Annotated in this window: 19 protein-coding genes and 1 pseudogene; 16 read left to right on the top strand and 4 right to left on the bottom strand. The window is 66.6% G+C overall.

Annotation, left to right across the window (positions count from 1 at the left end; genetic code table 11):
- Positions 1–3: 3 nt before the first annotated feature.
- Positions 4–1,329 carry an omega-aminotransferase AptA gene (aptA, locus tag KVP10_RS15070; RefSeq protein ID WP_217965431.1) on the bottom strand — a complete coding sequence of 442 codons (1,326 nt, stop codon included), beginning with the start codon at positions 1,327–1,329 and terminating at the stop codon, positions 4–6.
- Between the two features lie 220 nt (positions 1,330–1,549).
- On the opposite strand from aptA, the gene KVP10_RS15065 reads away from it, so the two are divergent.
- Entirely contained in the window at positions 1,550–2,968 is a 1,419-nt protein-coding gene (locus KVP10_RS15065) for an aminotransferase-like domain-containing protein (RefSeq protein WP_217965476.1), read from the top strand.
- Here the strand turns inward: KVP10_RS15065 and KVP10_RS15060 are convergent.
- The 3 genes from KVP10_RS15060 to KVP10_RS15050 all read right to left on the bottom strand — a co-directional run bounded on the left by KVP10_RS15060 (position 2,940) and on the right by KVP10_RS15050 (position 4,801).
- On the bottom strand, positions 2,940–3,464 hold the full coding sequence (locus tag KVP10_RS15060) for a dihydrofolate reductase (protein WP_217965430.1): 525 nt from the start codon (positions 3,462–3,464) through the stop codon (positions 2,940–2,942). The two genes, KVP10_RS15065 and KVP10_RS15060, sit on opposite strands and share 29 nt — an antisense overlap.
- A gap of 112 nt (positions 3,465–3,576) precedes the next feature.
- Entirely contained in the window at positions 3,577–4,371 is a 795-nt protein-coding gene (locus KVP10_RS15055) for a thymidylate synthase (protein WP_217965429.1), read from the bottom strand.
- 7 nt (positions 4,372–4,378) lie between these two features.
- Positions 4,379–4,801: an OsmC family protein gene (locus KVP10_RS15050; RefSeq protein WP_217965428.1), complete on the bottom strand. Its 423-nt coding sequence runs from the start codon at positions 4,799–4,801 to the stop codon at positions 4,379–4,381.
- Positions 4,802–5,108: 307 nt separating this feature from the next.
- Between KVP10_RS15050 and KVP10_RS15045 the strand changes: the two genes are divergently transcribed.
- From KVP10_RS15045 to KVP10_RS21525, 15 genes and pseudogenes are all read left to right on the top strand, one after another.
- Positions 5,109–6,767: a cbb3-type cytochrome c oxidase subunit I gene (locus KVP10_RS15045; protein ID WP_217965427.1), complete on the top strand. Its 1,659-nt coding sequence runs from the start codon at positions 5,109–5,111 to the stop codon at positions 6,765–6,767.
- A gap of 2 nt (positions 6,768–6,769) precedes the next feature.
- Complete coding sequence (locus KVP10_RS15040; protein ID WP_217965426.1) at positions 6,770–7,366, top strand: cbb3-type cytochrome c oxidase subunit II; 597 nt, start codon at positions 6,770–6,772, stop codon at positions 7,364–7,366.
- A 51-nt stretch (positions 7,367–7,417) separates the two neighbouring features.
- Positions 7,418–8,005 (top strand): c-type cytochrome, encoded by a 588-nt coding sequence (locus KVP10_RS15035; RefSeq protein ID WP_343218749.1) that lies wholly within the window; start codon positions 7,418–7,420, stop codon positions 8,003–8,005.
- A gap of 111 nt (positions 8,006–8,116) precedes the next feature.
- On the top strand, positions 8,117–8,878 hold the full coding sequence (locus KVP10_RS15030; protein WP_217965425.1) for an SCO family protein: 762 nt from the start codon (positions 8,117–8,119) through the stop codon (positions 8,876–8,878).
- Positions 8,875–9,531: a hypothetical protein gene (locus KVP10_RS15025; RefSeq protein WP_217965424.1), complete on the top strand. Its 657-nt coding sequence runs from the start codon at positions 8,875–8,877 to the stop codon at positions 9,529–9,531. The genes KVP10_RS15030 and KVP10_RS15025 overlap by 4 nt, the downstream gene beginning before the upstream one ends.
- Before the next feature lie 22 nt (positions 9,532–9,553).
- Positions 9,554–10,240 carry a 2-polyprenyl-3-methyl-6-methoxy-1,4-benzoquinone monooxygenase gene (gene coq7 / locus KVP10_RS15020; RefSeq protein ID WP_217965423.1) on the top strand — a complete coding sequence of 229 codons (687 nt, stop codon included), beginning with the start codon at positions 9,554–9,556 and terminating at the stop codon, positions 10,238–10,240.
- A 551-nt stretch (positions 10,241–10,791) separates the two neighbouring features.
- A complete protein-coding gene (locus tag KVP10_RS15015; RefSeq protein ID WP_217965474.1) occupies positions 10,792–11,910 on the top strand; it encodes an MraY family glycosyltransferase in 1,119 nt (372 codons plus the stop codon).
- Between the two features lie 195 nt (positions 11,911–12,105).
- Positions 12,106–13,380, top strand: coding sequence for a Vi polysaccharide biosynthesis UDP-N-acetylglucosamine C-6 dehydrogenase TviB (gene tviB, locus KVP10_RS15010; RefSeq protein ID WP_246600703.1), 1,275 nt, complete (start codon positions 12,106–12,108; stop codon positions 13,378–13,380).
- A 75-nt stretch (positions 13,381–13,455) separates the two neighbouring features.
- Positions 13,456–14,481 (top strand): NAD-dependent epimerase/dehydratase family protein, encoded by a 1,026-nt coding sequence (locus tag KVP10_RS15005; RefSeq protein WP_217965421.1) that lies wholly within the window; start codon positions 13,456–13,458, stop codon positions 14,479–14,481.
- A gap of 127 nt (positions 14,482–14,608) precedes the next feature.
- Positions 14,609–15,958 (top strand): murein biosynthesis integral membrane protein MurJ, encoded by a 1,350-nt coding sequence (gene murJ, locus KVP10_RS15000; protein WP_217965420.1) that lies wholly within the window; start codon positions 14,609–14,611, stop codon positions 15,956–15,958.
- Between the two features lie 81 nt (positions 15,959–16,039).
- Positions 16,040–17,146: a glycosyltransferase family 4 protein gene (locus KVP10_RS14995; RefSeq protein ID WP_217965473.1), complete on the top strand. Its 1,107-nt coding sequence runs from the start codon at positions 16,040–16,042 to the stop codon at positions 17,144–17,146.
- 10 nt (positions 17,147–17,156) lie between these two features.
- Positions 17,157–19,076, top strand: a complete 1,920-nt coding sequence (gene asnB, locus KVP10_RS14990; RefSeq protein ID WP_217965419.1) for an asparagine synthase (glutamine-hydrolyzing) — start codon at positions 17,157–17,159, stop codon at positions 19,074–19,076.
- Positions 19,073–20,200 (top strand): glycosyltransferase family 4 protein, encoded by a 1,128-nt coding sequence (locus KVP10_RS14985; RefSeq protein ID WP_217965418.1) that lies wholly within the window; start codon positions 19,073–19,075, stop codon positions 20,198–20,200. Before asnB ends, KVP10_RS14985 begins: the two co-directional genes overlap by 4 nt.
- Positions 20,197–21,174, top strand: a pseudogene (locus KVP10_RS21530) (glycosyltransferase); the annotation flags it as partial. The gene KVP10_RS14985 and the pseudogene KVP10_RS21530, both read left to right, overlap by 4 nt.
- A 216-nt stretch (positions 21,175–21,390) precedes the next feature.
- Positions 21,391–22,548, top strand: coding sequence for a glycosyltransferase family 4 protein (locus KVP10_RS21525; RefSeq protein WP_343218752.1), 1,158 nt, complete (start codon positions 21,391–21,393; stop codon positions 22,546–22,548).
- Positions 22,549–22,614 lie beyond the last annotated feature (66 nt).

Below are 22,614 nucleotides of genomic sequence, written 5' to 3'. Positions count from 1 at the left end.
TGCTTACTGCACCGTCCGCAGCGCCTGTCCGATCGCGTCGAAGATTTCGGCGATCTGGCTTTCCTCGATGATCAGCGGCGGCGAGATCGCCAGGGTATCGCCGGTATAGCGCAGCATCACGCCCTTGTCGAAGCAGTGGCGGAACACCTCGGCTGCGCGGGCGCCCGGCGCCCCGTCGCGCGGCCGCAGTTCGATGCCGGCGACCAGGCCGAGATTGCGCACGTCGAGCACGTGGTTCGCGCTTTCCAACTGGTGGGCGGCGCGCTCGAAGGCGTCGGACAGGCCCGCGGCGCGCTTGAAGAGTTGTTCGCGCTTGTAGATGTCCAGCGTGGCCAGGATGGCCGCGGTGGCCAGCGGGTGGCCCGAGTAGGTGTAGCCGTGGAAGAACTCGATGCCGCTGGCCGTGGCGTCCACGATCGTGTCGTGAACCCCGCGCTTGACGGCGACCGCGCCGGCCGGGACGCTGGCGTTGCTGATGCCTTTGGCCATGGTGATGATATCGGGCGTCACCGAGAACCGCTCGCTGGCCGTGGCCGCGCCCAGGCGCCCGTAGGCGCAGATGACTTCGTCGAAGATCAGCAGGATGCCGTATTTTTCGGTGATGGCCCGCAGCCGTTCCAGGTACCCCTTGGGGGGAATCAGCACGCCTGTAGACCCCGCCATGGGTTCGACGATGACGGCGGCGATGGTCGAGGCGTCGTGCAGCGCGACCAGGCGTTCGAGCTCGTCGGCCAGGTGCGCGCCCCATTCGGGCTGGCCGCGCGAATTGGCGTTGTGGGCCAGGTCGTGGGTATGGGGCAGGTGATCCACGCTGGGCAGCAGTGCGCCCGAAAAGGCCTTGCGATTGGGGGCGATGCCGCCTACCGAAATGCCGCCGAATCCCACGCCGTGGTAGCCGCGTTCGCGGCCGATGAGCCGCGTGCGCTGCCCTTCGCCGCGGGCGCGGTGATAGGCCAGCGCGATCTTCAGCGCGGTGTCGACGGATTCAGAGCCCGAATTGGTGAAGAAGATGCGGTCCAGCCCGGCGGGCATGATCTCGGCCACGGCGCTGGCGGCGCGAAACGAGTCGGGGTGTCCGATCTGGAAGCTGGGCGCGTAGTCCAGCTCGGCCGCCTGGCGCGCGATGGCCTCGACGATTTCCTCGCGCCCGTGTCCGGCGTTCACGCACCACAGGCCCGAAGTGCCGTCCAGGATGCGGCGCCCGTCGTGCGAGGTGTAGTACATGCCTTTGGCCTTGGCCAGCAGGCGGGGTTGTTCCTTGAACTGGCGGTTTGCCGTGAACGGCATCCACATATGCGACATGTCGGGAAGGGGAGTCGGGCTGCTCATGTTTGCTCTCTGCTTGGCTTTTTGAGGTTTGCGTTACGCGAAAAAAAGCGGGCGGCATGGTTCCGGGGCAGGCCGGCGCCGGCCTGCCGGCGGTCATGGCCGCCTGTGGACTCATATTCTCGTCAGGCGCACGGGGCATGGAAATATACAGTAATCCAATATTTCCATAACTGTATTGGTAGAATTCAGAAAACCGTACAGGTAATGCGCCATGACTGCCATGATGTTCTTCCAGCCCTTGCGCGGCAAGGGCGCGCCCACGCTGGTGGACCAGGTGGCGCAGGCCCTGCAGGCGGCCATGGAAAGCCAGTTGCTGCGTCCCGGCATGGCCGTGCCTTCGGTGCGGCAGTTCGCGCGCACACATGGCCTGAGCACTTTCACGGTGGCCGCCGCCTACGGCAGGCTGGTGGCACAGGGCTGGCTGGCGGCTCGGCCAGGCTCGGCCTACCGCGTGGCGTCGCGGGCTGCCGCGCGCCCGGCGGCAGCCGACGCGCCGTGGCGGCCGCCCAAGATGGGCGAATCGTGGCTGCTGGCCGACGTATTCGCCGATCACTCCATCCCGATCAAGTCCGGCTGCGGCTGGCTGCCGTCCGAATGGCTCAACGAGGCCGGCCTGCAGCAGTCCCTGCGCCAACTGGCGCGCGTGCCCGCGGCGCAGATCGCGGGCTATGGCCATCCATACGGCTATGCGCCCTTGCGCGAGCATATGCTGCAGGTGCTGGCCGAACGCGGCGTGACCGCGCAGCCGTCCCAGATCGTACTGACCCAGGGGGCCACCCAGGCGCTGGATATCGTCATCCGCACGCTGTTTCGCGCCGGCGACGTCGTGCTGGTGGAACTGCCCTGTTACGCCAACCTGTTGCCGTGCCTGCGCCTGGCCGGGCTGGAAATCCTGGGCGTGCCGCGCAGCGCCGAGGGCCTGTGCATAGACACCTTGCAGCGGCTGGCGGCCTCGCGCAGCGTCAAGGGGCTGTTCGTCAATACGGTGCTGCATAACCCGACCGGCGCGAGCCTGAGCATGGCCAATGCCTTCCAGGTGCTGCAGGTGGCCGAGCGCCACGGGTTCTGGGTAATCGAAGACGACGTCTCGCGCGACCTGCTGCCGGGCATAGGCCCCATGCTGCTGGCTCTGGCGGGTACCCGGCGGGTGGTACACGTATCGGGGTTTTCCAAGAGCATCACGCCCTCGGTGCGCGTGGGCTACATCGTCGCGGCGCAGGAACTGGCCACCGCGTTCGTGCGTACCCGCATGGCCATGTCCCTGACGCCGGCCGAGATGCTCGAGCGCATGGTCTACCAGGTGCTGCGCCAGGGGCGTCACCAGGCGCACCTGGCGCGTGTGCGCGATCGCCTGGGCGAAGCCCACGAGACGCTTTGCGGGCTGATGGACAGCCACGGCTTCGAGGTTTTCGCGCGGCCCGGCGCCGGGCTGTTCCTGTGGGCGCGTCCGGCCGGCCGGTGGCGCGAACGGGGCGCGGCGCGGCTGGCCGAAATCGCCTTGCGCGACGGCATCTGGCTCGCGCCCGGCGGCTATTTCGACCCGGCCGGCGCCGACGCGGGCTGGCTGCGCTTCAACGTGGCCTACTCGCTCGATCCCTTGCTGTGGAAGTTCATGCGCCGCGTGGGGGCGGCGGCGTAAGGCCCGGCGCCACCCGGCGGTAGGTCACGAAATCATAGGCGTAGCCGTTCTCGGGCTGCTGCGCGAGCCGCTGCGTTTCTTGCCATTCGCCCGCTTCGATGGGCGGAAAATGGGCATCGCCCTCGACCTCGGCATGCACTTCGGTGGCCACGATCTCGTCGGCCAGCGGCAGCGCCAGCCTGTAGATTTGCGCCCCGCCGATGATGCTGATGCTGTCTTCATCCGCGCAGTCGCGCAGGGCCTCGGCGAGCGAGCCGAAGACGCTGGCTCCCGCCGCGGCGAAGTGCGGCTGGCGGCTGACGACGATGTTGCGCCGTCCCGGCAGCGGCCGGCCCAGCGATTCCCAGGTCTTGCGCCCCATGACGATAGGGTGGCCGAGCGTGGTCTGCTTGAAATGCGCGAGATCGCCCGGCAGGCGCCAGGGCAGGGCATTGTCGCGGCCTATGGTGCGATTGTCCGAGTAGGCGACGACGATTTTGACGTGAGGACTGGGCATAGGGGGCTTTGCTAGGGATGGGCCATCGAGGCGGGATCCAGGCGCGGGGCCGCCGGCGGGCAGGCGGCCGGCAGGACGGAACCCGTACCGGTCGCCTCGCCGGCAGGCCTGTTCAGACGGCGACCGGCGCCTTGATGTGGGGATGCGACTGGTAGTCCAGCACTTCGAAGTCTTCGTACTGGTAGTCGAAGATCGAGGCGGGCTTGCGCCGGATGTTCAGGCGCGGATAGGGGTAGGGCGTGCGCGAGAGCTGCAGTTGCGCCTGTTCGAAGTGGTTGCTGTACAGGTGGCAGTCGCCGCCGGTCCAGACGAAGTCGCCCGGCTGCAGGTCGCATTGCTGCGCCACCAGGTGCGTGAGCAGCGCATAGCTGGCGATATTGAAGGGCACGCCCAGGAAAATATCGGCGCTGCGCTGGTACAACTGGCAAGACAGCCGGCCCGCCGCCACGTAGAACTGGAAAAACGCATGGCAGGGCGGCAGCGCCATGTCGGGGATGGCGGCGACGTTCCAGGCCGAGACGATCAGCCTGCGCGAATCGGGATTCTTGCGGACCTGCTCGATGACCTGGCTGATCTGGTCGATATGGCCGCCCTCGGGCGTGGGCCAGGAACGCCACTGCACGCCATAGACCGGGCCCAGCTCGCCCTGGGCGTCGGCCCATTCGTCCCAGATGCTGACGCCGCGTTCCTGCAGCCAGCGCACGTTCGAATTGCCGCTCAGGAACCACAGCAGTTCGATGAAGATGCTCTTGGTGTGCAGCTTCTTGGTGGTGACCAGCGGAAAACCCTGCGCCAGGTCGAAGCGCATCTGGTAGCCGAATACCGAACGGGTGCCGGTGCCGGTGCGGTCTGTCTTGGCCTGGCCATGCTCGTAGACATGGCGCATGAAGTCTTCGTATTGGTGCATGGGATCGTCAGCCTTCTACTACCGTGGTCGAGCAGGTGATCTCGGCGGTCTTGGCCAGCATGGCCGAGGCCGAGCAGTACTTGTCGTGCGACAGTTGCACGGCGCGCCCCACCGCGGCCTGCGGCAGATTGGTGCCCGTGACGGTGAAGGCGAAATGGATCTTGGTGAATACCTTGGGGTCGGTCGCGGCGCGCTCGCCGCTGAGTTTGACCTGGCAGCCCTTGACCGCATGGCGGCCGCGCTTGAGGATCAGCACCACGTCGTAGGCGGTGCAGCCGCCGGTTGCCGCCAGCAGCATTTCCATGGGGCGCGGGGCCAGGTTGTGGCCGCCGCCGTCGGGCGCGCCGTCCATGGCCGCGATGTGGCCGCTGCCCGTCTTGGCCACGAACAGCATGCCCTCGGGGCCGCCCCAATCTACCGTGCATTCCATGTTCAATTCACCTCGTCGTTGGTATGGCCGGACGCCGCCCGGATGGCGGCCGCGCCGGGGCGCGAATATCCGGATTGCGCTTATGGAAATCGCTTCACTACGGCGTGGACCGATTTACACTAGCAGCGGCCCATTTTAAAGCACTGGCCGGCTCGTACCGGCGCAAAAAGTTCTGTTGAGCCTGCGCGGGAGGGCGCACATGCTCGGCGCATGCACCCGCGCCCGGCATTGGAAGCAGCTCCCCCCGTTCTCGCCCGCTTATTGCGCAAGACGCTACCCGCCGTGCCCGATTCGGAGTTGGATATCCATGGATACGGTCACCACGCTACTGCTAGCTTTCGTCATTTCCGTCACTGGCCTGTTCATTTTCATCTGGTCGCTGCGCAAGAACCTGTTCGACGGCGACCCGGCGGCGGCTCGCGTCATATTTTCCGAAGGGGAAATCGGCAAGGTGGAAGAGCCCGCGCTGACGCCGCAGCAACTGGCCAGCCTGCAGGATACCGTCGGCGAGCACCAGATGCCGGAAGACCCGGCCCGGGCCGCATTGATGCACAAAGAGCTGGAAGAACGGCTGCAGGCCGACCGCTCGACCTCGCTGGTGTCCTTCGTTTTCCTGTCCTGTGCCATAGTCTGGCTGATCATCGCCTCGAGCGCCGGCCTGATCAGCTCGATCAAGCTGCACCAGCCGGATTTCCTCACCAGCCAGGCCTGGCTTACCTTCGGCCGGCTGCGCACCCTGCACCTGAACGCCGTCGCCTACGGCTGGTGTCCGATGGCGGCCTTCGGCGTGGCCATCTGGACCATCCCGCGGCTGTTGAAGACCGAGCTGGTGGGCGGCCGCTTCGCGCTGCTGGGCTGCATGCTCTGGAACGCCGGCCTGATCGCCGGCCTGGGCAGCATCGCCGCCGGCTTCAACTCGGGCCTGGAGTGGCTGGAAATCCCCTGGCAGATCAGCATCCTGCTGGTGGCCGGCGGGGCGCTGATCGCCCTGCCGCTGGTCTATACGCTGCAGAACCGGCGCGTCAAGCACCTGTACGTATCGATCTGGTACATGGGCGCGGCGCTGTTCTGGTTCCCGGTGCTGTACCTGGTGGCCAAGATGCCCGGCCTGCACTTCGGCATGGAGCAGGCCACGATGAACTGGTGGTACGGGCACAACGTGCTGGGGCTCTACTACACCCCCATCGCGCTGGCCACCATTTATTATTTCCTGCCCAAGATCATCGGCCGCCCGATCCAGTCCTACAACCTGTCGCTGCTGGGCTTCTGGGCGCTGGCCTTTTTCTACGGACAGGTGGGCGGCCACCATCTCATCGGCAGCCCGGTGCCCGGCTGGCTGGTCACGCTGTCCATCGTCCAGAGCATCATGATGATCGTGCCGGTGATCGCCTTCTCGGTCAATCAGCACCTGACGATGCGCGGCCACTTCAAGACACTGATCTATTCGCCGACGCTGCGCTTCATCGTCCTGGGCGGCATGATGTACACGCTCAGCTCGCTGCAGGGCTCGTTCGAGGCCTTGCGCAGCATCAACACCATTACCCATTTCACGCACTTCACCGTGGCCCACGCCCACCTGGGCCTGTACGCCTTCTTCACCCTGACCATGTTCGGTGCCATGTATTTCGTCATGCCTCGCGTCATGTCCTGGGAATGGCCCTATCCGCGGCTGATTGCGCTGCATTTCTGGCTGGTGGTCATAGGCTTCGCCATTTATTTCGTCGGCCTGACCATAGGCGGCGTCCTGCAGGGGCTGGACATGCTCGATCCGGCCAAGCCCTTCATGGATTCGGTGCGCGTCACCATCCCTTATCTCGAAGCGCGTAGCGTGGGCGGCGGCATCATGACCCTGGGTCACCTGGTGTTCGCCTTCCATTTCGTCGCGATGGCGTTGCGCTATGGGCCGGCCCGTATCGGGCCCGCCTTGTTCCACAAGAGCGCCATCGCCGCCACTCAAGGAGCCTGACCATGGAAAGCGAAGTCAAGCTGCTCAGCGGCGCCATGGTGACCCTGGCGCTGGCCACCGCAACGCTGGTGATCATGCCTTATATGCAGTTGGACGACGTCAAGGCGTCGCCCGGGCTGAAACCCTACACCGCAGCCGAACTGCGCGGCCGCGAGGTATACATCGCCAACGGCTGCCTGTACTGCCATTCGCAGCAGCCGCGCAGCCAGGCGCAGACGCCGGCCGACTTCAAGCGCGGCTGGGGACGCGCGCCGGTGGCGGGCGATTACTACTACGATTCGCCGCCGCTGCTGGGCACCATGCGCACCGGCCCCGACCTGTTCAACATCGGCGCGCGCCAGCCCAGCGCCGACTGGAACCTCGGCCACTTGTACCAGCCGCGCGCCTATACGCCGGGCAGCATCATGCCTTCGTACCCGTTCCTGTTCGATGTCAAGGCGAAAGCCGATCCGGGCGACCGCGTGGTGAACCTGCCTCCCGGCTATGCGCCGCCGGGCGAAGTCGTGGTGGCCAGGCCCGAGGCGCTGGACCTGGTCACGTACCTGTTGTCGCTCGATCACACCTACCCGATCAAGAACGAGCTGACGCAAGGCAAATGATCGTCCGGCGGAATCGATGGGGCAGGGCCCCGCAGGACAAGGAGAAGCACAGTGGCTGAACATGATACGGACGCGCAAGAGCGCGAAATGCCTGAGCCTTCCGAAGGCAGGCGGCCCATACCCTGGGCGGTCATCGCGGTGGTGGCGGTGGTCTTCCTGGCGGCGGTGCGCTACCTCTGGGTGACGCCGCAAAGCAGCGACCCCAGCCTGGGCGACCATCGCGTCGCCGCCGACTTCGTCGTCGCGAAAGCCGCGGGCGGCAAGGTCGATGGGGCGCAGATCTATGCATCGCAGTGCGTGGCCTGTCACCAGGCCACCGGCACCGGCCTGCCGGGCGTGTTCCCGCCGCTGGCCGGGTCCGAGTGGGTCGACGGCAAGGCCGAGGTCATGGCGCGCATCGTGCTGCATGGGGTCACCGGCACGCTGACCGTCAAGGGCGCCAAGTACAACGGCCAGATGCCGACATTCAAGGACAAGCTCAGCGACCAGGAAATCGCCGCGGTGCTCACGCATGTGCGCACCAGCTTCGGCAACCACGCTACGCCCGTGGACGCGGCGCTGGTCAAGAAAGAGCGTGACGAGACCAAGGCTCACGACAAGCCCTGGAATGGCGATGCCGAACTGGATGCCATGCGTTGACATCGGCGCGCCGCGAGGGCCTGGTGCCGCTCGCGGCTGCAATGAGCCCGGCCGCCTTGCGCGCGCCGCGGCGGCTGTCGCCCTGGTTGCAGCCGGGCATCAGGCACGGCCATGAAACTCGTCGCCGCGCTGCTGCTGGTGTGCCTGCTCGGCCTGAGCGCCATTTATGCGCAGACCGACGGCTTTGAGGTCGTCACCTCCGAATCCGCGCGCCGCCTGGCCGTGGAGCGCCATCCGCGCCCCTTGCCCGATGCGCCCGTGGTCCTGGAATCCGGAGCCAGGGCCTCGCTGCTGAGCTGGCTGCGCAGCGACGGGCGCGTTGCCATCGTCGATTTCGTCTATACGCGCTGCATTTCCATATGTGCGGCCCTGGGGTCCGAGTTCCAGCAACTGCAGGCGGAGGTGCTGCGCCGCGGCCTGTCCGATCGCGTGCGTTTGCTGAGCATCAGCTTCGATCCTGCCGACACCGCGGACGAACTGACGCGCTATGCCCAGAGCCTGCATGCCGACCCGCAACTGTGGCGGTTTGCCGGCTTGGCCGACGCGGCTCAGCGGCGCGAGCTGCTCGACACCTTCGGCATTGTGGTGGTGCCGGCCCCCTTGGGGCAGTTCGTGCATAATGCCGCCTTGCACGTGGTGACCGCCGACGGCCGTCTTGCGCGCGTGGTCGACTATGACGCGCCCGACGAGGCCCTCGCAGCCGCGGTGGCGCAGGCCGCGCGCAATACCGGAGGCAATGCCGCAGGAACCCATGCTGCAGGAACCCATGCTGCAGGAACCCATGCTGCAGGAACCCATGCTGCAGCGGCCCATGCCGTCGGCAAGATGGCTGTCTTGGCTGGGGCGCCGCGTAGCGGCGGAGGCGCTCGATGAGCGGCCGCACGACAGCCATCGGCGCCGCGTGGCGGCGTCCCGCGCTGGCCAGCGCGGGGTTGCTGCTGCTTGCGCTGTTGTTCCTGGGGCCGCTGACCTCGTCCATGGCCTTGCACATGTTCGTGCATATTCCGCTGATCTTGTGCGCCGGGATGTGCACGAACCATGCGCTGGCCGGTCGTCCCGATGGCTGCCAGGGCTGGCTGCTGCGGTCCTGGCGGCGCTTCGACGAATTCGGCGTGCCTGGCCTGTTGCTGGCCAGCCTTGCCGGCGCCTACTGGATGATCCCCAAGGCCCTGGACCAGGTCCAGGCCTATTGGTGGGCCCAGGCCATGAAATTTTTTGTGCTATTTGTATTGGGGATGATACTGCTTGACTCGCTCCGAAGAGCCAATATGGTGGTCAAGCTGTTTTTTCTCGGCGGCTTCTGCTGGATGGCCGCAGTAGTGGGCTTGCTGTACCAGAACGACACGACGCGTTTGTGCAATTTCTATTTGGCGGGCGATCAGGTGATTGCGGGACGCGGGCTGGTAGCCTTGTCGATACTGCTGCCGCTGGCGTGCCTGGCACGCTACTGGCGCTGGCTGTTCGACGGCCCGAGCGATGAAAAGCGGCCGAGTTCGCCGAGAGCGGACAAGCGCCGGCGGACATGACCCAAGCAAGGACGGAACAATCATGACTGATCAAGAAATCTCGGCTCCCGCGGTGGCGCCCCTCTCGCGCCGCGCCGGCCTGCTGGACGCGGTGCTCGCCGAGTGCGGGCGCGCCTTGCAGGTGCTGGGCGGCACCGCGCAGGCTGCCAGGCCCAATCCGGCGGTGGGGGACCCCACCGCGGACGATGCCGCGCTATCGGCGGCCGAGCGCAAGCATGCCGCGGGGCTGATGCGCGTGAACCACGTCGGCGAAGTCTGCGCCCAGGCCTTGTACCGTGGCCAGGCCGTATTTTGCCGCGACGAGCAGGCCCGCGCGGTGCTGCGCCGGGCGGCCGCCGAAGAGGTCGATCACCTGGCCTGGTGCCGGCAACGGCTGGACGAGCTGCAGAGCCGCCCGAGCTGGCTGAATCCCTTGTGGTATGCGGGCTCGTTTTCGCTGGGGCTGGCCGCCGGCTACGCGGGCAGGGCGAAAAACCTGGGCTTCATGGCCGAGACCGAGGCGCAGGTCGAGCAGCACCTGCAGAAGCACCTCGACGTGTTGCCGCCGGCCGACGCGCGCTCGCGCGGCATCGTGGAACAAATGCGCCACGACGAGGCGCAGCACCGCGCCACCGCCGAGGAGCATGGCGGCCGGCCGCTGCCGCTGCCGGCACGCCTGGGCATGCGGGGCATGGCCAAGATCATGACTACCACCGCGTATCGTTTGTGAGGGGCCGGGCCCGGCGCGGCCTGGTCTGCTGCGTCGGCTAAAGGCTTGATTTGTAATTAATTGTTATATTGATTCAGGCTTTTTTGGGTGTGCAAGCCCTTGATGATGGAAAAAAGCAACACGGTACGCGGATATCGATTTTTTTCCGGATAGATCTTGCATTGCACAAAAAAACGCTATATACTTTAGTTATCGGATGTCGAAACGCGATTGTAGAGGAAAACCCGATAGGAACTCGAATCGCGCGGTCTCAAGCAAGTAGCAATGCTTTCGTAGCCCGACATGCCACGGTTGTCTCCTCCACCCTCCTCCTTTGGTGGATTTAGCCCGAGATCGCAAGATCTCGGGCTTTTTTTTCTTTTTTTTCAGGCGTGGCCCGATAGCGGCCGAAAATCTCGCGGACCAGGGCCGTCGCGGCGCCGGAAGGCCGGCGTTTTTTTTGTTGCATTTTTCCCGAGGGGGCTTCCCGGCGTGTTACAAATACGTCCGATAATATGAAGTTCTCTACCGTGTATGGGGGGGCCGTGGCCTCGCATCAAACCTGGGATACAGTGAGCTGGCTGTATATCTGTATCGTGGCATTCACCATCGGCGGCCTGATCGTGGCATCAGAGCGCTGGCATGGCGCGTTTACGGGCGATTCCGATCTGCACAAGATCCAGGCCTCGCATTCGCGCCCGACGCCGCGGGTGGGCGGGCTGGCGGTGCTGGCCGGCAGCCTGGCCGGGCTGCTGGTGCTGGGGCCCAAGAACATGACCCTCACGTGGTTGTGGCCGGTGCTGTTCGTGGCCGCGCTGCCGGTGTTCGTGGCCGGCCTGCTCGAAGACATCACCAAGGACATAGGCTCGGGCAAGCGCCTGCTGGCGGCTTTCGTGTCCGCGGCCATCGCGTGGTGGCTGTTGGGCGGGGTGTCCCGGGTCGGGCTGTGGCCCATAGACTGGATACTGGGCTTCTGGCCGATTTCCCTGATCTTCACCATGGTGGCGGTGGGCGGCTGCACGCACGCGCTGAATATAGTCGACGGCATGAACGGGCTCGCCGGCATGGTGGCGACCTTGATGGCCCTGTCCCTGGCCCTGGTGGCCCTGCAAGTGCAGGACATTCCCATCTTTCTGATCGCCGCGGCGCTGGCCTCGGCCACCCTGGGTTTCCTGGTCTGGAATTTTCCCTTCGGCCGGGTCTTCCTGGGCGACGGCGGCGCGTATTTCCTGGGCTTCATGCTGGCCGAACTGGCGGTGCAACTGGTCGTGCGCAACCCCAGCGTCTCGCCCTTTTACGCGCTGGCGGTGCTGTTCTACCCGGTCTTCGAAACCCTGTTCTCGATCTGGCGCCGGCGCTTCAAGCGCGGCACGCCGGTCGACCAGCCCGATGCGCTGCATTTGCATCAACTGGTGTTCCGGCGGCTGGTGCGGGTGACTTTCAGCCGCGACAGCCGCCACGCCGTGCCGGCGCTTTGCAATGCCATGGCCTCGCCCTACCTGTGGGTGCTGACGCTGATCGGCCTGGTGCCGGCCACCATCTGGTGGGACAACGCCTGGGCGCTATGCGCCAGCCTGCTGGTTTTCTCGTTGGTGTACATCTGGCTGTATTCGCGGCTCGTGTCGTGGCGCCGCCCGGCGTGGCTGCTGCTGCCGTCGCTGGGCCGCGAGCACCACAAGCACGGCAAGTAGCAGAGGGCGCCATACAGGTTCCGGGCCGCGGCGACAGATGCCGCGCGCCGCCGGCGCCGTCAAAATGAAACACACGAGACGTCTGGTTTCTTCGGCCGGCCCCCCTTTCAGCTAGCCTTTCATTAAACTGTAGGGTACGGGGCCGAGGCCGGCAGGCAGTACTTCTTTTTTAGCGCAATGCGTGGGAGATTCAAGTTGCAAATTCAAGACGTGAACCTTGCGGTGGTCGGGCTGGGCTACGTGGGCCTGCCCCTGGCGGTCGAATTCGGCAAGAAGCGGCCGGTGTTGGGCTTCGACATCAATGCCCGCCGTATTGCCGAGCTGCGAGAAGGGCGCGACCATACCTTGGAAGTCGACGGCGCCGAACTGGCGCAGGCCAAGCACCTGAGCTTTACCGACGATGCCGAGCAACTGGCCCGCGCCAATGTGTTCATCGTTACCGTGCCCACTCCCATAGACGAGTACAAGCAGCCTGATCTCACGCCCCTGGTGCGCGCCAGCGAGACCATAGGCAAGGTCCTGAAGCGCGGCGACGTGGTCGTCTATGAATCCACGGTGTATCCCGGCGCCACCGAAGAAGTATGTGTGCCGGTGCTGGAACGCATGTCGGGCCTGCGCTACAACCAGGATTTCTACGCCGGCTACAGCCCCGAGCGCATCAACCCGGGCGACAAGTCGCACCGCGTCTCGACCATCAAGAAAGTGACCTCGGGCTCGACGCCCGAGACCGCCGAACTGGTCGATGCGCTGTACCGCGAGATCATAGTCGCCGGCACCCACAAGGCCAGCTCGATCCGCGTGGCCGAAGCCGCCAAGGTCATCGAAAACACGCAGCGCGACGTCAACATCGCGCTCATCAACGAGCTGGCGCTGATCTTCAATAAGATGGGCATAGACACCCAGGCCGTGCTCGAAGCGGCCGGCACCAAATGGAATTTCCTGCCTTTCCGTCCCGGCCTGGTGGGCGGCCACTGCATAGGCGTGGATCCCTACTACCTGACGCACAAGGCCCAGGCCATCGGCTATCACCCCGAGATCATCCTGGCCGGGCGCCGGCTGAACGATTCCATGGGCGGCTACGTGGTGTCGCAACTGGTAAAGGCCATGACCAAGCGGCGCATCCAGGTGCAGGGCTCGCGCGTGCTGGTGATGGGCTTGACGTTCAAGGAAAACTGCCCCGATCTGCGCAATACCCGCGTGGTCGACATCGTGCGCGAGCTGGGCGAGTACAACATCGAGGTGGATGTCTACGACCCGTGGGTCGAGGCCGCCGAGGCGCAGCACGAATACGGCATTACGCCGGTGTCGGAGCCGGCGCCGGGCGCCTACGACGGCATCATACTGGCGGTGGCGCACGAGCAATTTGCCGATATGGGCGCGGCGGCGCTGCGCGCCCTGGGCCGTCCGGAACATGTCCTGTACGATCTGAAGTACGTGCTTCCGGCCGGGGAATCCGATTTGCGCCTGTAGCGGCGCCGGGCGCGCGCAGCGCGAACTGCCCGCCGCAGGGGCGGGCAGACAAACTTCATCGAAGGTTCATTGCATATGAGTACCCGTTACCAGGAATTGATGGCCAGCCTGCGCACGACGCCCCGCACGTGGCTGGTGACAGGCTGCGCCGGCTTTATCGGCTCCAACATCCTCGAAACCCTGCTGGCGCTCGACCAGAAGGTGGTCGGGCTGGACAACTTCGCCACCGGACATCAATACAACCTGGACGAGGTGCGCCAGACTGTGTCGGCCGAGCAGTGGTCGCGTTTCACTTTCCATGAGGGCGACATCCGCGACCTGGACACTTGCCGCAAGGCGGTGGACGGCGTCGATTTCGTGCTGCACCAGGCGGCGCTGGGCTCCGTGCCGCGCTCGCTGGCCGATCCCATCACGACCAACGACGTGAACGTGGGCGGCTTCCTGAACATGCTGGTGGCGGCGCGCGACGCCAAGGTGAAAGCCTTTGTCTATGCCGCTTCCAGCTCGACCTATGGCGATCATCCCGACCTGCCCAAGGTCGAGGACCGCATCGGCCGTCCGCTGTCGCCCTATGCCATCACCAAGTACGTCAACGAGCTGTATGCCGACGTGTTCGCGCGCGCCTACGACTTCGGCAGCATAGGCCTGCGCTACTTCAATGTCTTCGGCAAGCGCCAGGACCCCAACGGCGCGTATGCGGCGGTGATCCCCAAGTGGGTGGCGGCCATGATCCGCGGCGAGGACGTGGTCGTCAACGGCGACGGCGAGACCAGCCGCGACTTCTGTTTCGTCGAGAACGCGGTGCAGGCCAATCTGCTGGCTGCGCTGGCGCAGCCCGAGGGCGTCAACCAGGTCTACAACGTGGCCTACAACGCACGCACCAGCCTGAACGAACTGTTCGAATATCTCGCCCGGGCGCTGGCCAACAACGGCATCGTCTACGACAAGCAGCCGGTGCACGGCGATTTCCGCGCCGGCGACGTGCGCCATTCGCAGGCCGACATCAGCAAGGCGCGGCAGTTGCTGGGATACGAGCCCTTGCACGACATCGTGCAGGGGCTGGAAGTGGCCATGCCCTGGTACACGCAATTCCTGCGTTGACCACGAGCCCGAGCGCAAGCCCAGCCCGCAGGGGCGGGGCCGAAGCGAGGCCTTTGTCCGTTCAGCGCCGTAGGCGCCCCGAATAGTGGCGGAGAAGCGCCGGCCGAAAGGCCGGAGAGTTCTTCACTTGAATACGTTCATACGACGACTAAGCAATCTGCACTCCGATCATCGGCGCATTGCCCAGGGGGCGGCGCGGGTCGCCTTCTTCCTGTTGCTGGGGAAGGCGGCCGGCGCGCTCAAGGAAATGGCGGTGGCGTACCGCTATGGCGTGAGCAGCGTGGTGGATGCCTACCAGTTCACCATGACTATGGCGAACTGGCTGCCGGTCACACTGGTCGGCGTGCTTTCGGTAGTGCTCATTCCAGTGCTGGTGCGCATCCGCTACCAGGACCCGGCCGCGCGCGCGCGTTTCCTGCGCGAACTGCAGGCCTGGGTGCTGGTGCTGGGCGCAGTGCTGGCGGTGCTCATCTACGCCGCATGGCCCTGGGTGCTGAGCGTGGCGGGCAAAGGGCTGTCGCCCGAGGTGCGCGACATGAGCTCGCAGCTCATGCTGGCTTTCGCGCCTGCGGCGCTGCTGACCGTCATGACAGGTGTCAGCGCAGCGCGGCTGCGTTCGCACGAGCGCCATATCAATACTTTGCTCGACAGCGTGCCGGCGATGCTGATTCTGCTTTGTATCCTGGCATGGCCGGTGCGCGACGTGCGGCCCCTGCTGTGGGGCACCCTGCTGGGCTACCTGCTGCAGTCGGCCTGGCAGTTGTGGCTGGCCAGCAAGGCCGACGGCATGTGGGGCCGGCCGCAGTTGACGCTGCGTTCGCCGCATTGGCCCGACCTGGCGGCGGCCGCCGGCGTGATGCTGGTGGGGCAGGTGGCCATGAGCTTCGTCGGCCCCATCGATCAATACACCGCGGCCAACCTGGGGGCCAATGCCAACGCCACGCTGGGCTATGCCGCGCGCCTGCTTTCGCTGGTGCTGGGCCTGGGGGCGGCCTCCGTGGGGCGCGCGGCGCTGCCGGTGCTGTCCGACATCCAGGGACGCGGCGACCCGGTGCGCGCGCGGGCTACCGCCTTGAAGTGGTCGGGCATGATGGTGCTGGCCGGTGCGGTGGTATGCCTGATAGGCTGGCTGCTGGCGCCTTGGGGCGTGGCGCTGCTGTTCCAGCGCGGCGCCTTCACCGCGCAGAATACCGCCACGGTGGCCCAGGTATTGCGCTGGGGCCTGCTGCAACTGCCCTTTTATTTCGGGGTGCTGATGCTGGTGCAGTTGCTGGCCAGCCAGAATCGCTACCGCATCATGGCCGCCATCGCGGTGGCCAATTTCGCGTTGAAGGCGGTCATGAACCATGTGCTGGCGCCGCGCATGGGCGTCGAAGGCATCATGCTCGCCACCAGCATCATGTACGTTCTTTCTTATGTCTGCTATGTCGTGGCCGCCTGGGCGTCGTCGCCGGCCGCGGCGCGCAGCCGCCCATGATCCGGCGTCGCGGGCGCGTTGTCATATATAGATTCGTTGCGAGTGCAAATTTTGAAGCCAGCAGTTCGTTCCCCTCATCTGATGATAGTCATCCATTCCCTGAGCGGGGGAGGGGCCGAACGCGTGGCCGTCGACCTGAGCGGCTACTGGGTCGAGCGCGGCTACCAGGTCACGCTGGTGACGCAATCCGATGCGGCCAGCGATGCCTACGCGCTGCACCCCTCGGTGCGACGCGTGGCGCTGGGCACGGCCGGCGATAGCGGCGGCGGCCTGCGCGGGGTGCTGGCCAATCTGCGCCGTGTGCACGCGCTGCGCCGCCTGATACGCCGTAGCCGTCCCACCGTGGTGCTGGGCATGATGACCACGGCCTCGGTGCTGGCCGTGCTGGCGGCGCGCCGCCAGCCCTGTCGAGTCATCGCCACCGAGCATACGCATCCGCCTTCGCAGGAATTGAGCTCCATGTGGCTGCGCCTGCGCCGCCGCACCTATCCGCGCGCCGCGGCAGTGGTGGCGCTCACCAAGGGCACGGCGCTGTGGCTGGAACAGAACGTGCCGGGCTGTTCCGTGTCGGTGATTCCCAATGCCGTGCGCTGGCCGCTGGAGGCCGGCGAGCCGGTCGCGGAGCCGCCGCCGCGCAACGGCCGCCGGCGCCTGCTGGCGGTCGGGCGGCTGCATCCCCACAAGGGTTTCGATCTGCTGATACAGGCATTCCAGATGATGGCCGAGCATGTGCGCGACTGGGATCTCGTCATACTCGGCGAGGGCGACAGCCGCGACGAACTGCAGCGGCAGATCGACACAGCGGGCCTGCAGGAGCGCATCAGCATGCCGGGCCGGGTGGGCAATGTCGGGCAGTGGTATGAGCAGTCCGACCTGTATGTGCTGAGCTCGCGCGTCGAGGGCCTGTCCAACACGCTGATCGAGTCCATGGCCAGCGGGCTGCCCGCGGTGGCCTTCGACTGCGATACGGGTCCCAGGGAAATCGTGCGCGACGGCATTGACGGGGTGCTGGTGCGTCCCGTCGACGACCCCGAGGCGCTGGCGGCGCACCTGTACGGGCTGATGACGAATCATGAGCGGCGCGCGGCCCTGGGAAGGCGCGCCGTCGATGTGCGCGATCGATTTTCTATGGTCCGGATCATGGCTTTATGGCACCATGTGTTTGAGCCCGGTCAGGAACGGGAATAACGGACTGGCTATGTGTGGAATCGTTGGCGTATGGGGACCGATGGTCAACAAGCAGGCCGAGCTGGAGCGCGGCTGCGGCCGGATGCGTGAGCGCGGCCCCGACAGCGAAGGTTATTGGCAGGATACCGAGGCCGGCCTGGCCCTGGGCCACGTGCGCCTGGCCATTCTCGATCTGTCCGAGGCCGGGCACCAACCCATGCTGTCGCACTGCGGGCGCTATGTGCTGGTGCTCAATGGCGAGATATACAACCACCTCGATCTGCGGGCCGAACTCGAAAGCCTCGGCCAGGCCCCCGATTGGCGCGGGCATTCCGACACCGAGACCATACTGGCCTGCTTTGCGGCCTGGGGCATCGAAGACACGCTCTACCGGGCCACGGGCATGTTCTCCATGGGCCTGTGGGATCGCCAGGAACGCAGCTTGTCCCTGATGCGCGATCGCATGGGGGAAAAGCCCCTGTACATGGGCTTCGCCGGCCAGAATTTCGTCTTCGGCTCGCAGCTCAAGGCGCTGACGGCGATGCCGGGCTTCTCGCGCGAAATCGACCGGCGCGCCTTGTCGCTGCTGGTGCGCCACAACTATATCCCTGCGCCCTGGAGCATCTACCGCGGCATGCGCAAATTGGCGCCGGGCACCTGGGTCAGCCTGACTCGCGAACAGTGCCGCAACCGCGAGATCCCGCCGGTGCGCACTTACTGGTCGGCGCAAACCGTGGCGCAGCAGGCCCGGGAACAAGAACTGGATTTCGAAACCGAAGACCAGGCGGTGGACGCGCTGGAATCCGTGCTGGGCGCGTCGGTGCAGCGCCAGATGCTGGCCGACGTGGGCCTGGGCGCATTCCTGTCGGGCGGCATCGATTCGTCGGTGATCGTGGCCCTGATGCGCGCGGGCGGTTCGGGGAACGTGAATACCTATTCCATCGGCTTCGAAGAACCCGGCTACAACGAGGCGGAATTCGCCAAGGCCGTGGCCTCGCACTTGGGAACCTCGCACACTGAACTGTACGTGAGCGCGGCGGACGCCCTGGCCACGGTGCCCGACTTGCCCTCCGTCTACGACGAGCCGTTCGCCGATTCGTCCCAGATCCCCACCCTGCTGGTGTCGCGCATGGCTCGCCAGCATGTCACGGTTGCCCTGTCCGGCGACGGCGGGGACGAACTGTTCGGCGGCTATTCGCGCTATTTCCGCGCCCAGCGCTGGTGGAACAGGCGCGAATCCCTGCCGTCGATGTTGCGCTGGCCCCTGTCCGAGCTGGGCCGCCTGGGGGCGTCGCTGCTGCCGGAAGGCCAGTGGCGCGACCAGGCCCTGAAGGTGGGCGCGCTGGCAGGGGCGCCTCATGCGGGGCAGTTCTATCGCCAGTTCGTGTCGTACTGGAAGGATCCGCGGCAGGTGGTGCGGGATGCCTACGTGCCCGCCACAGCCTTCGACCGGCAAATGGACGAAGGAAATTTCTTCGAATACATGATGCTGCTCGATGCCGTCACCTACTTGCCGGACGACATCCTGGTCAAGGTCGATCGCGCCGCCATGTCGGTAAGCCTGGAAACGCGCGTGCCGATGATAGACCATCACGTGTTCGAATTCGCCCAGCGCCTGCCCTTGCACTACAAGGTGCGCGACGGCCGCGGCAAATGGCTGCTGCGCCAGCTCTTGTACCGCCATGTGCCGGCGGCGCTCGTGGACCGGCCCAAGAAAGGTTTTTCGGTGCCGCTCGGGGCATGGCTGCGCGGGCCGCTCAAGGATTGGGGCGCGGCCTTGCTGGATCCTTCCCGCTTGTTGCGCGAAGGCCTGTTCGAGCCCGAGGCGGTGCAGCGTAAATGGCGCGAGCACCAGGCGGGCGTGCGCAACTGGAGCCAGCACCTCTGGAGCATACTGATGACGCAGGCCTGGCTCGATTCGACGATCGGCAAGGCGCCGCGGGCGCGATGAAAATCGTCTTCCTGGTCAGCTCCATGCATGCGGGCGGAGCCGAGCGCGTCGCGGCCACGCTGGCCAGCGCCTGGGCGCAGCGCGGTGAAGAAGTCACATTGGTGCCCACGTATACCGGCAGAGGGACTTGCTTGTATCCGCTGGCGCCGCAGGTGGAATTGCTGTGGCTGGCGGACCGCTACGGCGGCCCGCGGGCGCTGGCCGGCGTGCGCAAGCTCGCCGCCTTGCGCAGCCTGCTGCGCGAGCGCCGGCCGGACGTCATTGTCTCTTTCCTCACCAATGTCAATGTGGTCGCGCTGCTGTCTTCGCGCGGGCTGGGCATTCCCATCATCGTCTGCGAACGTACCAATCCCGCGGCCAGCGACAGTGCCGGCACGCTGCTGCGCGTGCTGCGCCGCTACACTTATCCCTGGGCGGACATGGTGACGGTGCAGGCCCAGGCCAGCCTGGAGCCCTTCGCCCGCATGGTGCCCGGCATGCGCCGCCTGGAGCAGGTGCCCAATCCCATGCCCGGCGAGCTGTTCGACGCGCGCCTTGCCGCTTGCGTCCCCGGCGCCGACGGACGCCGCAGGCTGGCCGCCATGGGCAGGCTGGTGCCCGCCAAGCAGTTCGACCTGTTGATAGCGGCTTTCGCCGGACTGGCAGAGCGTCATGCCGGCTGGGACCTGGTGATATGGGGAGAAGGGCCGATGCGCGCGCAGTTGCAGCGCCAGGTGGATCAGGCCGGGCTGGCCGGCCGCGTGTCGCTGCCGGGCCGTACCGCCGAGCCCTGGCGGGAATTGGCGCAGTGCCATGCTTTCGCCCTGACCTCCAGGGTCGAGGGCTTTCCCAACGCGCTGCTCGAGGCCATGGCACTGGGGCTGCCGTGCCTGGCGGTGGATTGCCCCAGCGGCCCGCGCGAAATGACGCGTAATGGCGAGGACGGCTTGCTGGTGCCCCTGGGCGATGCCGCGGCCCTGGCAGCGGGCCTGGACCGGATGCTGGGCGACGCGGCCTTGCGCAGCCGTCTTGCCGCCGCGGGCGCGGTATCTGTGCGCCGGCGCTACAGCCTGGAAGCCGTGCTCGCCCGCTGGGACCAGCTCATCGGCACCGTTCGCGGCGCACGGATCGAGGGGGTGGTATGAGCGCAGCGGCTCCCGGCCGTCCCTTCACGGTCGTCCATATCATTTCGGGCCTGGGCCAGGGCGGGGCGGAGACTGTGCTCTACCGGCTGGTGACGGCGCCTTCGCAGAGCGGCCGCCACATCGTCGTCTCCATGACCGTCGAAGGCATATTCGGTCCCCGTTTGCGGGAAGCCGGCATCGAGCTGCACACACTAGGCATGCCCGCCGGCCGCCTGGCGCCGGGCGGCCTGTGGCGCATGTACAAGCTGCTGCGCGAGCTTGCTCCCGACGTGGTGCAGACCTGGATGTACCACGCCGACCTGGTGGGCGGCGTGGTGGCGCGCCTGGCGGGCATACGAGCGGTGTCCTGGGGCATACGCAATTCCGGCGCCAATCTCGAGATGGGCAGCAGCTCGGCGCGCGCGGTCGCGCGGCTGTGCTCATGGCTTTCCGGCCGGGTGCCGGGGGTCATCGTGGCGTGCGCGCGCAGCGCCGCGCTGCAGCACCAGGCCTGGGGCTATTGCGCGGAACGCCTGCGGGTGATTCCGAACGGCTACGACTTGTCGCGCTGGCGTCCGCGGCCGGAGGCGCGCGCCGCCTTGCGCGAGGCCTGGAACATTGCGCCCGGGGACGTGCTGGTAGGCAGCGTGGCGCGCTGGAACCCGCTCAAGGACCATGGCAACCTCTTGCAGGCCTTCGCGCTGAGCCTGCGTGCGCGGCCCGGCCTGCGCTGCGTGCTGGTGGGCGGCGGCATGGACGATGGCAATGCCGAACTCATGGGCTTGCTGGACCGCCTGCAGATCCGCGATCGCGTGATCCTGCTGGGTTTGCGCGCCGACGTGCCGGAAATCATGAACGCGCTGGACGTGCATGTGCTGTCCAGCCGCGCGGAAGGCTTTCCCAATGTGGTGGCCGAGGCCATGGCGGTGGGCGTGGCCTGCGTGGTGACCGACGTGGGCGATGCCGCGCAGATCGTGGGCGCAGAGGGCTGGGTGGCGCCTCCCCGCGACGCGCAGGCCTTGTCCGGGGCGCTGGACGAGGCCCTGGCGCAACTGGGCACAGAGGCGATGGCGCAGCGCCTCGAGCGCGGTCGGCGCCGCATACTCGCCGCATATGGCCTGGACACCATGGTGTCGGCCTATGCCGCGCTATGGAGACGTTTGGCGGTGGATCGCCCCGCACGCGGCGCCGCACCGGCCGCGCTGGAACCATTGCCACTGCCGCGGCTGCTGATCGCCGTGAACAACCCGGCCTTCTTCCTGTCGCATCGGCTGCCGATCGCACTGGCCGCGCTGCAGGCGGGCTACGAGGTGCATGTGGCCACGATGGACGGCCCGAGCGCCGCGCGTATCCGCGACCACGGCCTGTATCACCATGTCATTCCCATGACGCGCAGCGGGGCCAACCCCTTGGGCGAACTGCGCACCGTGTGGTCCCTGTGGCGCCTGTTCCGCCGCTTGCGTCCCGACCTGGTGCACGCCGTCACCATCAAGCCCGTGCTGTACGGCGGCATGGCCGCCAGGCTGGCGCGCGTGCCGGCCTTCGTGGCGGCCATCTCGGGGCTGGGCTATATATTTTCCGGGCCGCCGAGCCGTTTCGATTTCCTGCGCAGCGTGGCCTGCTTCATGTATCGCCTGGCGCTGCGGCATCCGAACAGCCGGGTGATCTTCCAGAATGACAATGACCGCGAAATGCTGGCCAGGGCCCGCGCCATCGTGCCCGAGCAGGTACTGATGATCCGCGGGTCGGGGGTGGATCTCGACGCCTTCCGGGCCGTGCCGGAACCCGAAGGGCCGCCCGTGGCCATCATGGCGGCGCGCTTGCTCGCCGACAAGGGCGTGCGGGAATTCGTGCAGGCGGCGCGGCTTTCGGCAGGACACGCGAGCGGCCTGCGCTGGGAACTGGTGGGCAGCCCCGACCCGGGCAACCCGGCCACCGTCACCGATGCCGAGCTGCAGCAATGGGACAGCGAAGGAATCGTGCGCTGCATGGGCCAGCGCAGCGATATCGCCGCGCTGTACGCGGCGGCGCATATCGTCGTGCTGCCCTCCTACCGTGAAGGCTTGCCCAAGTCGCTGGTCGAAGCGGCTGCCTGCGGGCGCGCGGTCGTGACCACCGACGTGCCTGGCTGCCGGGATGCCATCGAGCCCGGTGTCACTGGCCTGCTGGTGCCGGTCCGCGACGCGGCGGCGCTGGCCACGGCGGTGCAGAGCCTGGCCGCGGATGCCGGCTTGCGCCAGCGTTACGGGGCGGCCGGGCGCAAGCTGGCCGAGCGCGAATTCGACATACGGCACGTGGTCCAGGCGCACCTCGACGCCTACGATGCCCTGCTGCGGCGTCGCACGCAGCCAAAGCCGCCCATGCATTGAGGCCGTGGCGGCCGTCCAGGCCGCTGCCCACCGCCGCCTCGATCCCGTTCGCTTCGAAGCAAGCTG

The sequence above is a fragment of the Candidimonas humi genome (assembly GCF_019166065.1).
Lineage (GTDB): Bacteria > Pseudomonadota > Gammaproteobacteria > Burkholderiales > Burkholderiaceae_B > Candidimonas > Candidimonas humi.
The sequence above is the reverse complement of the archived record's forward strand: the minus strand, read 5'-3'. Positions and strand labels throughout refer to the sequence as shown.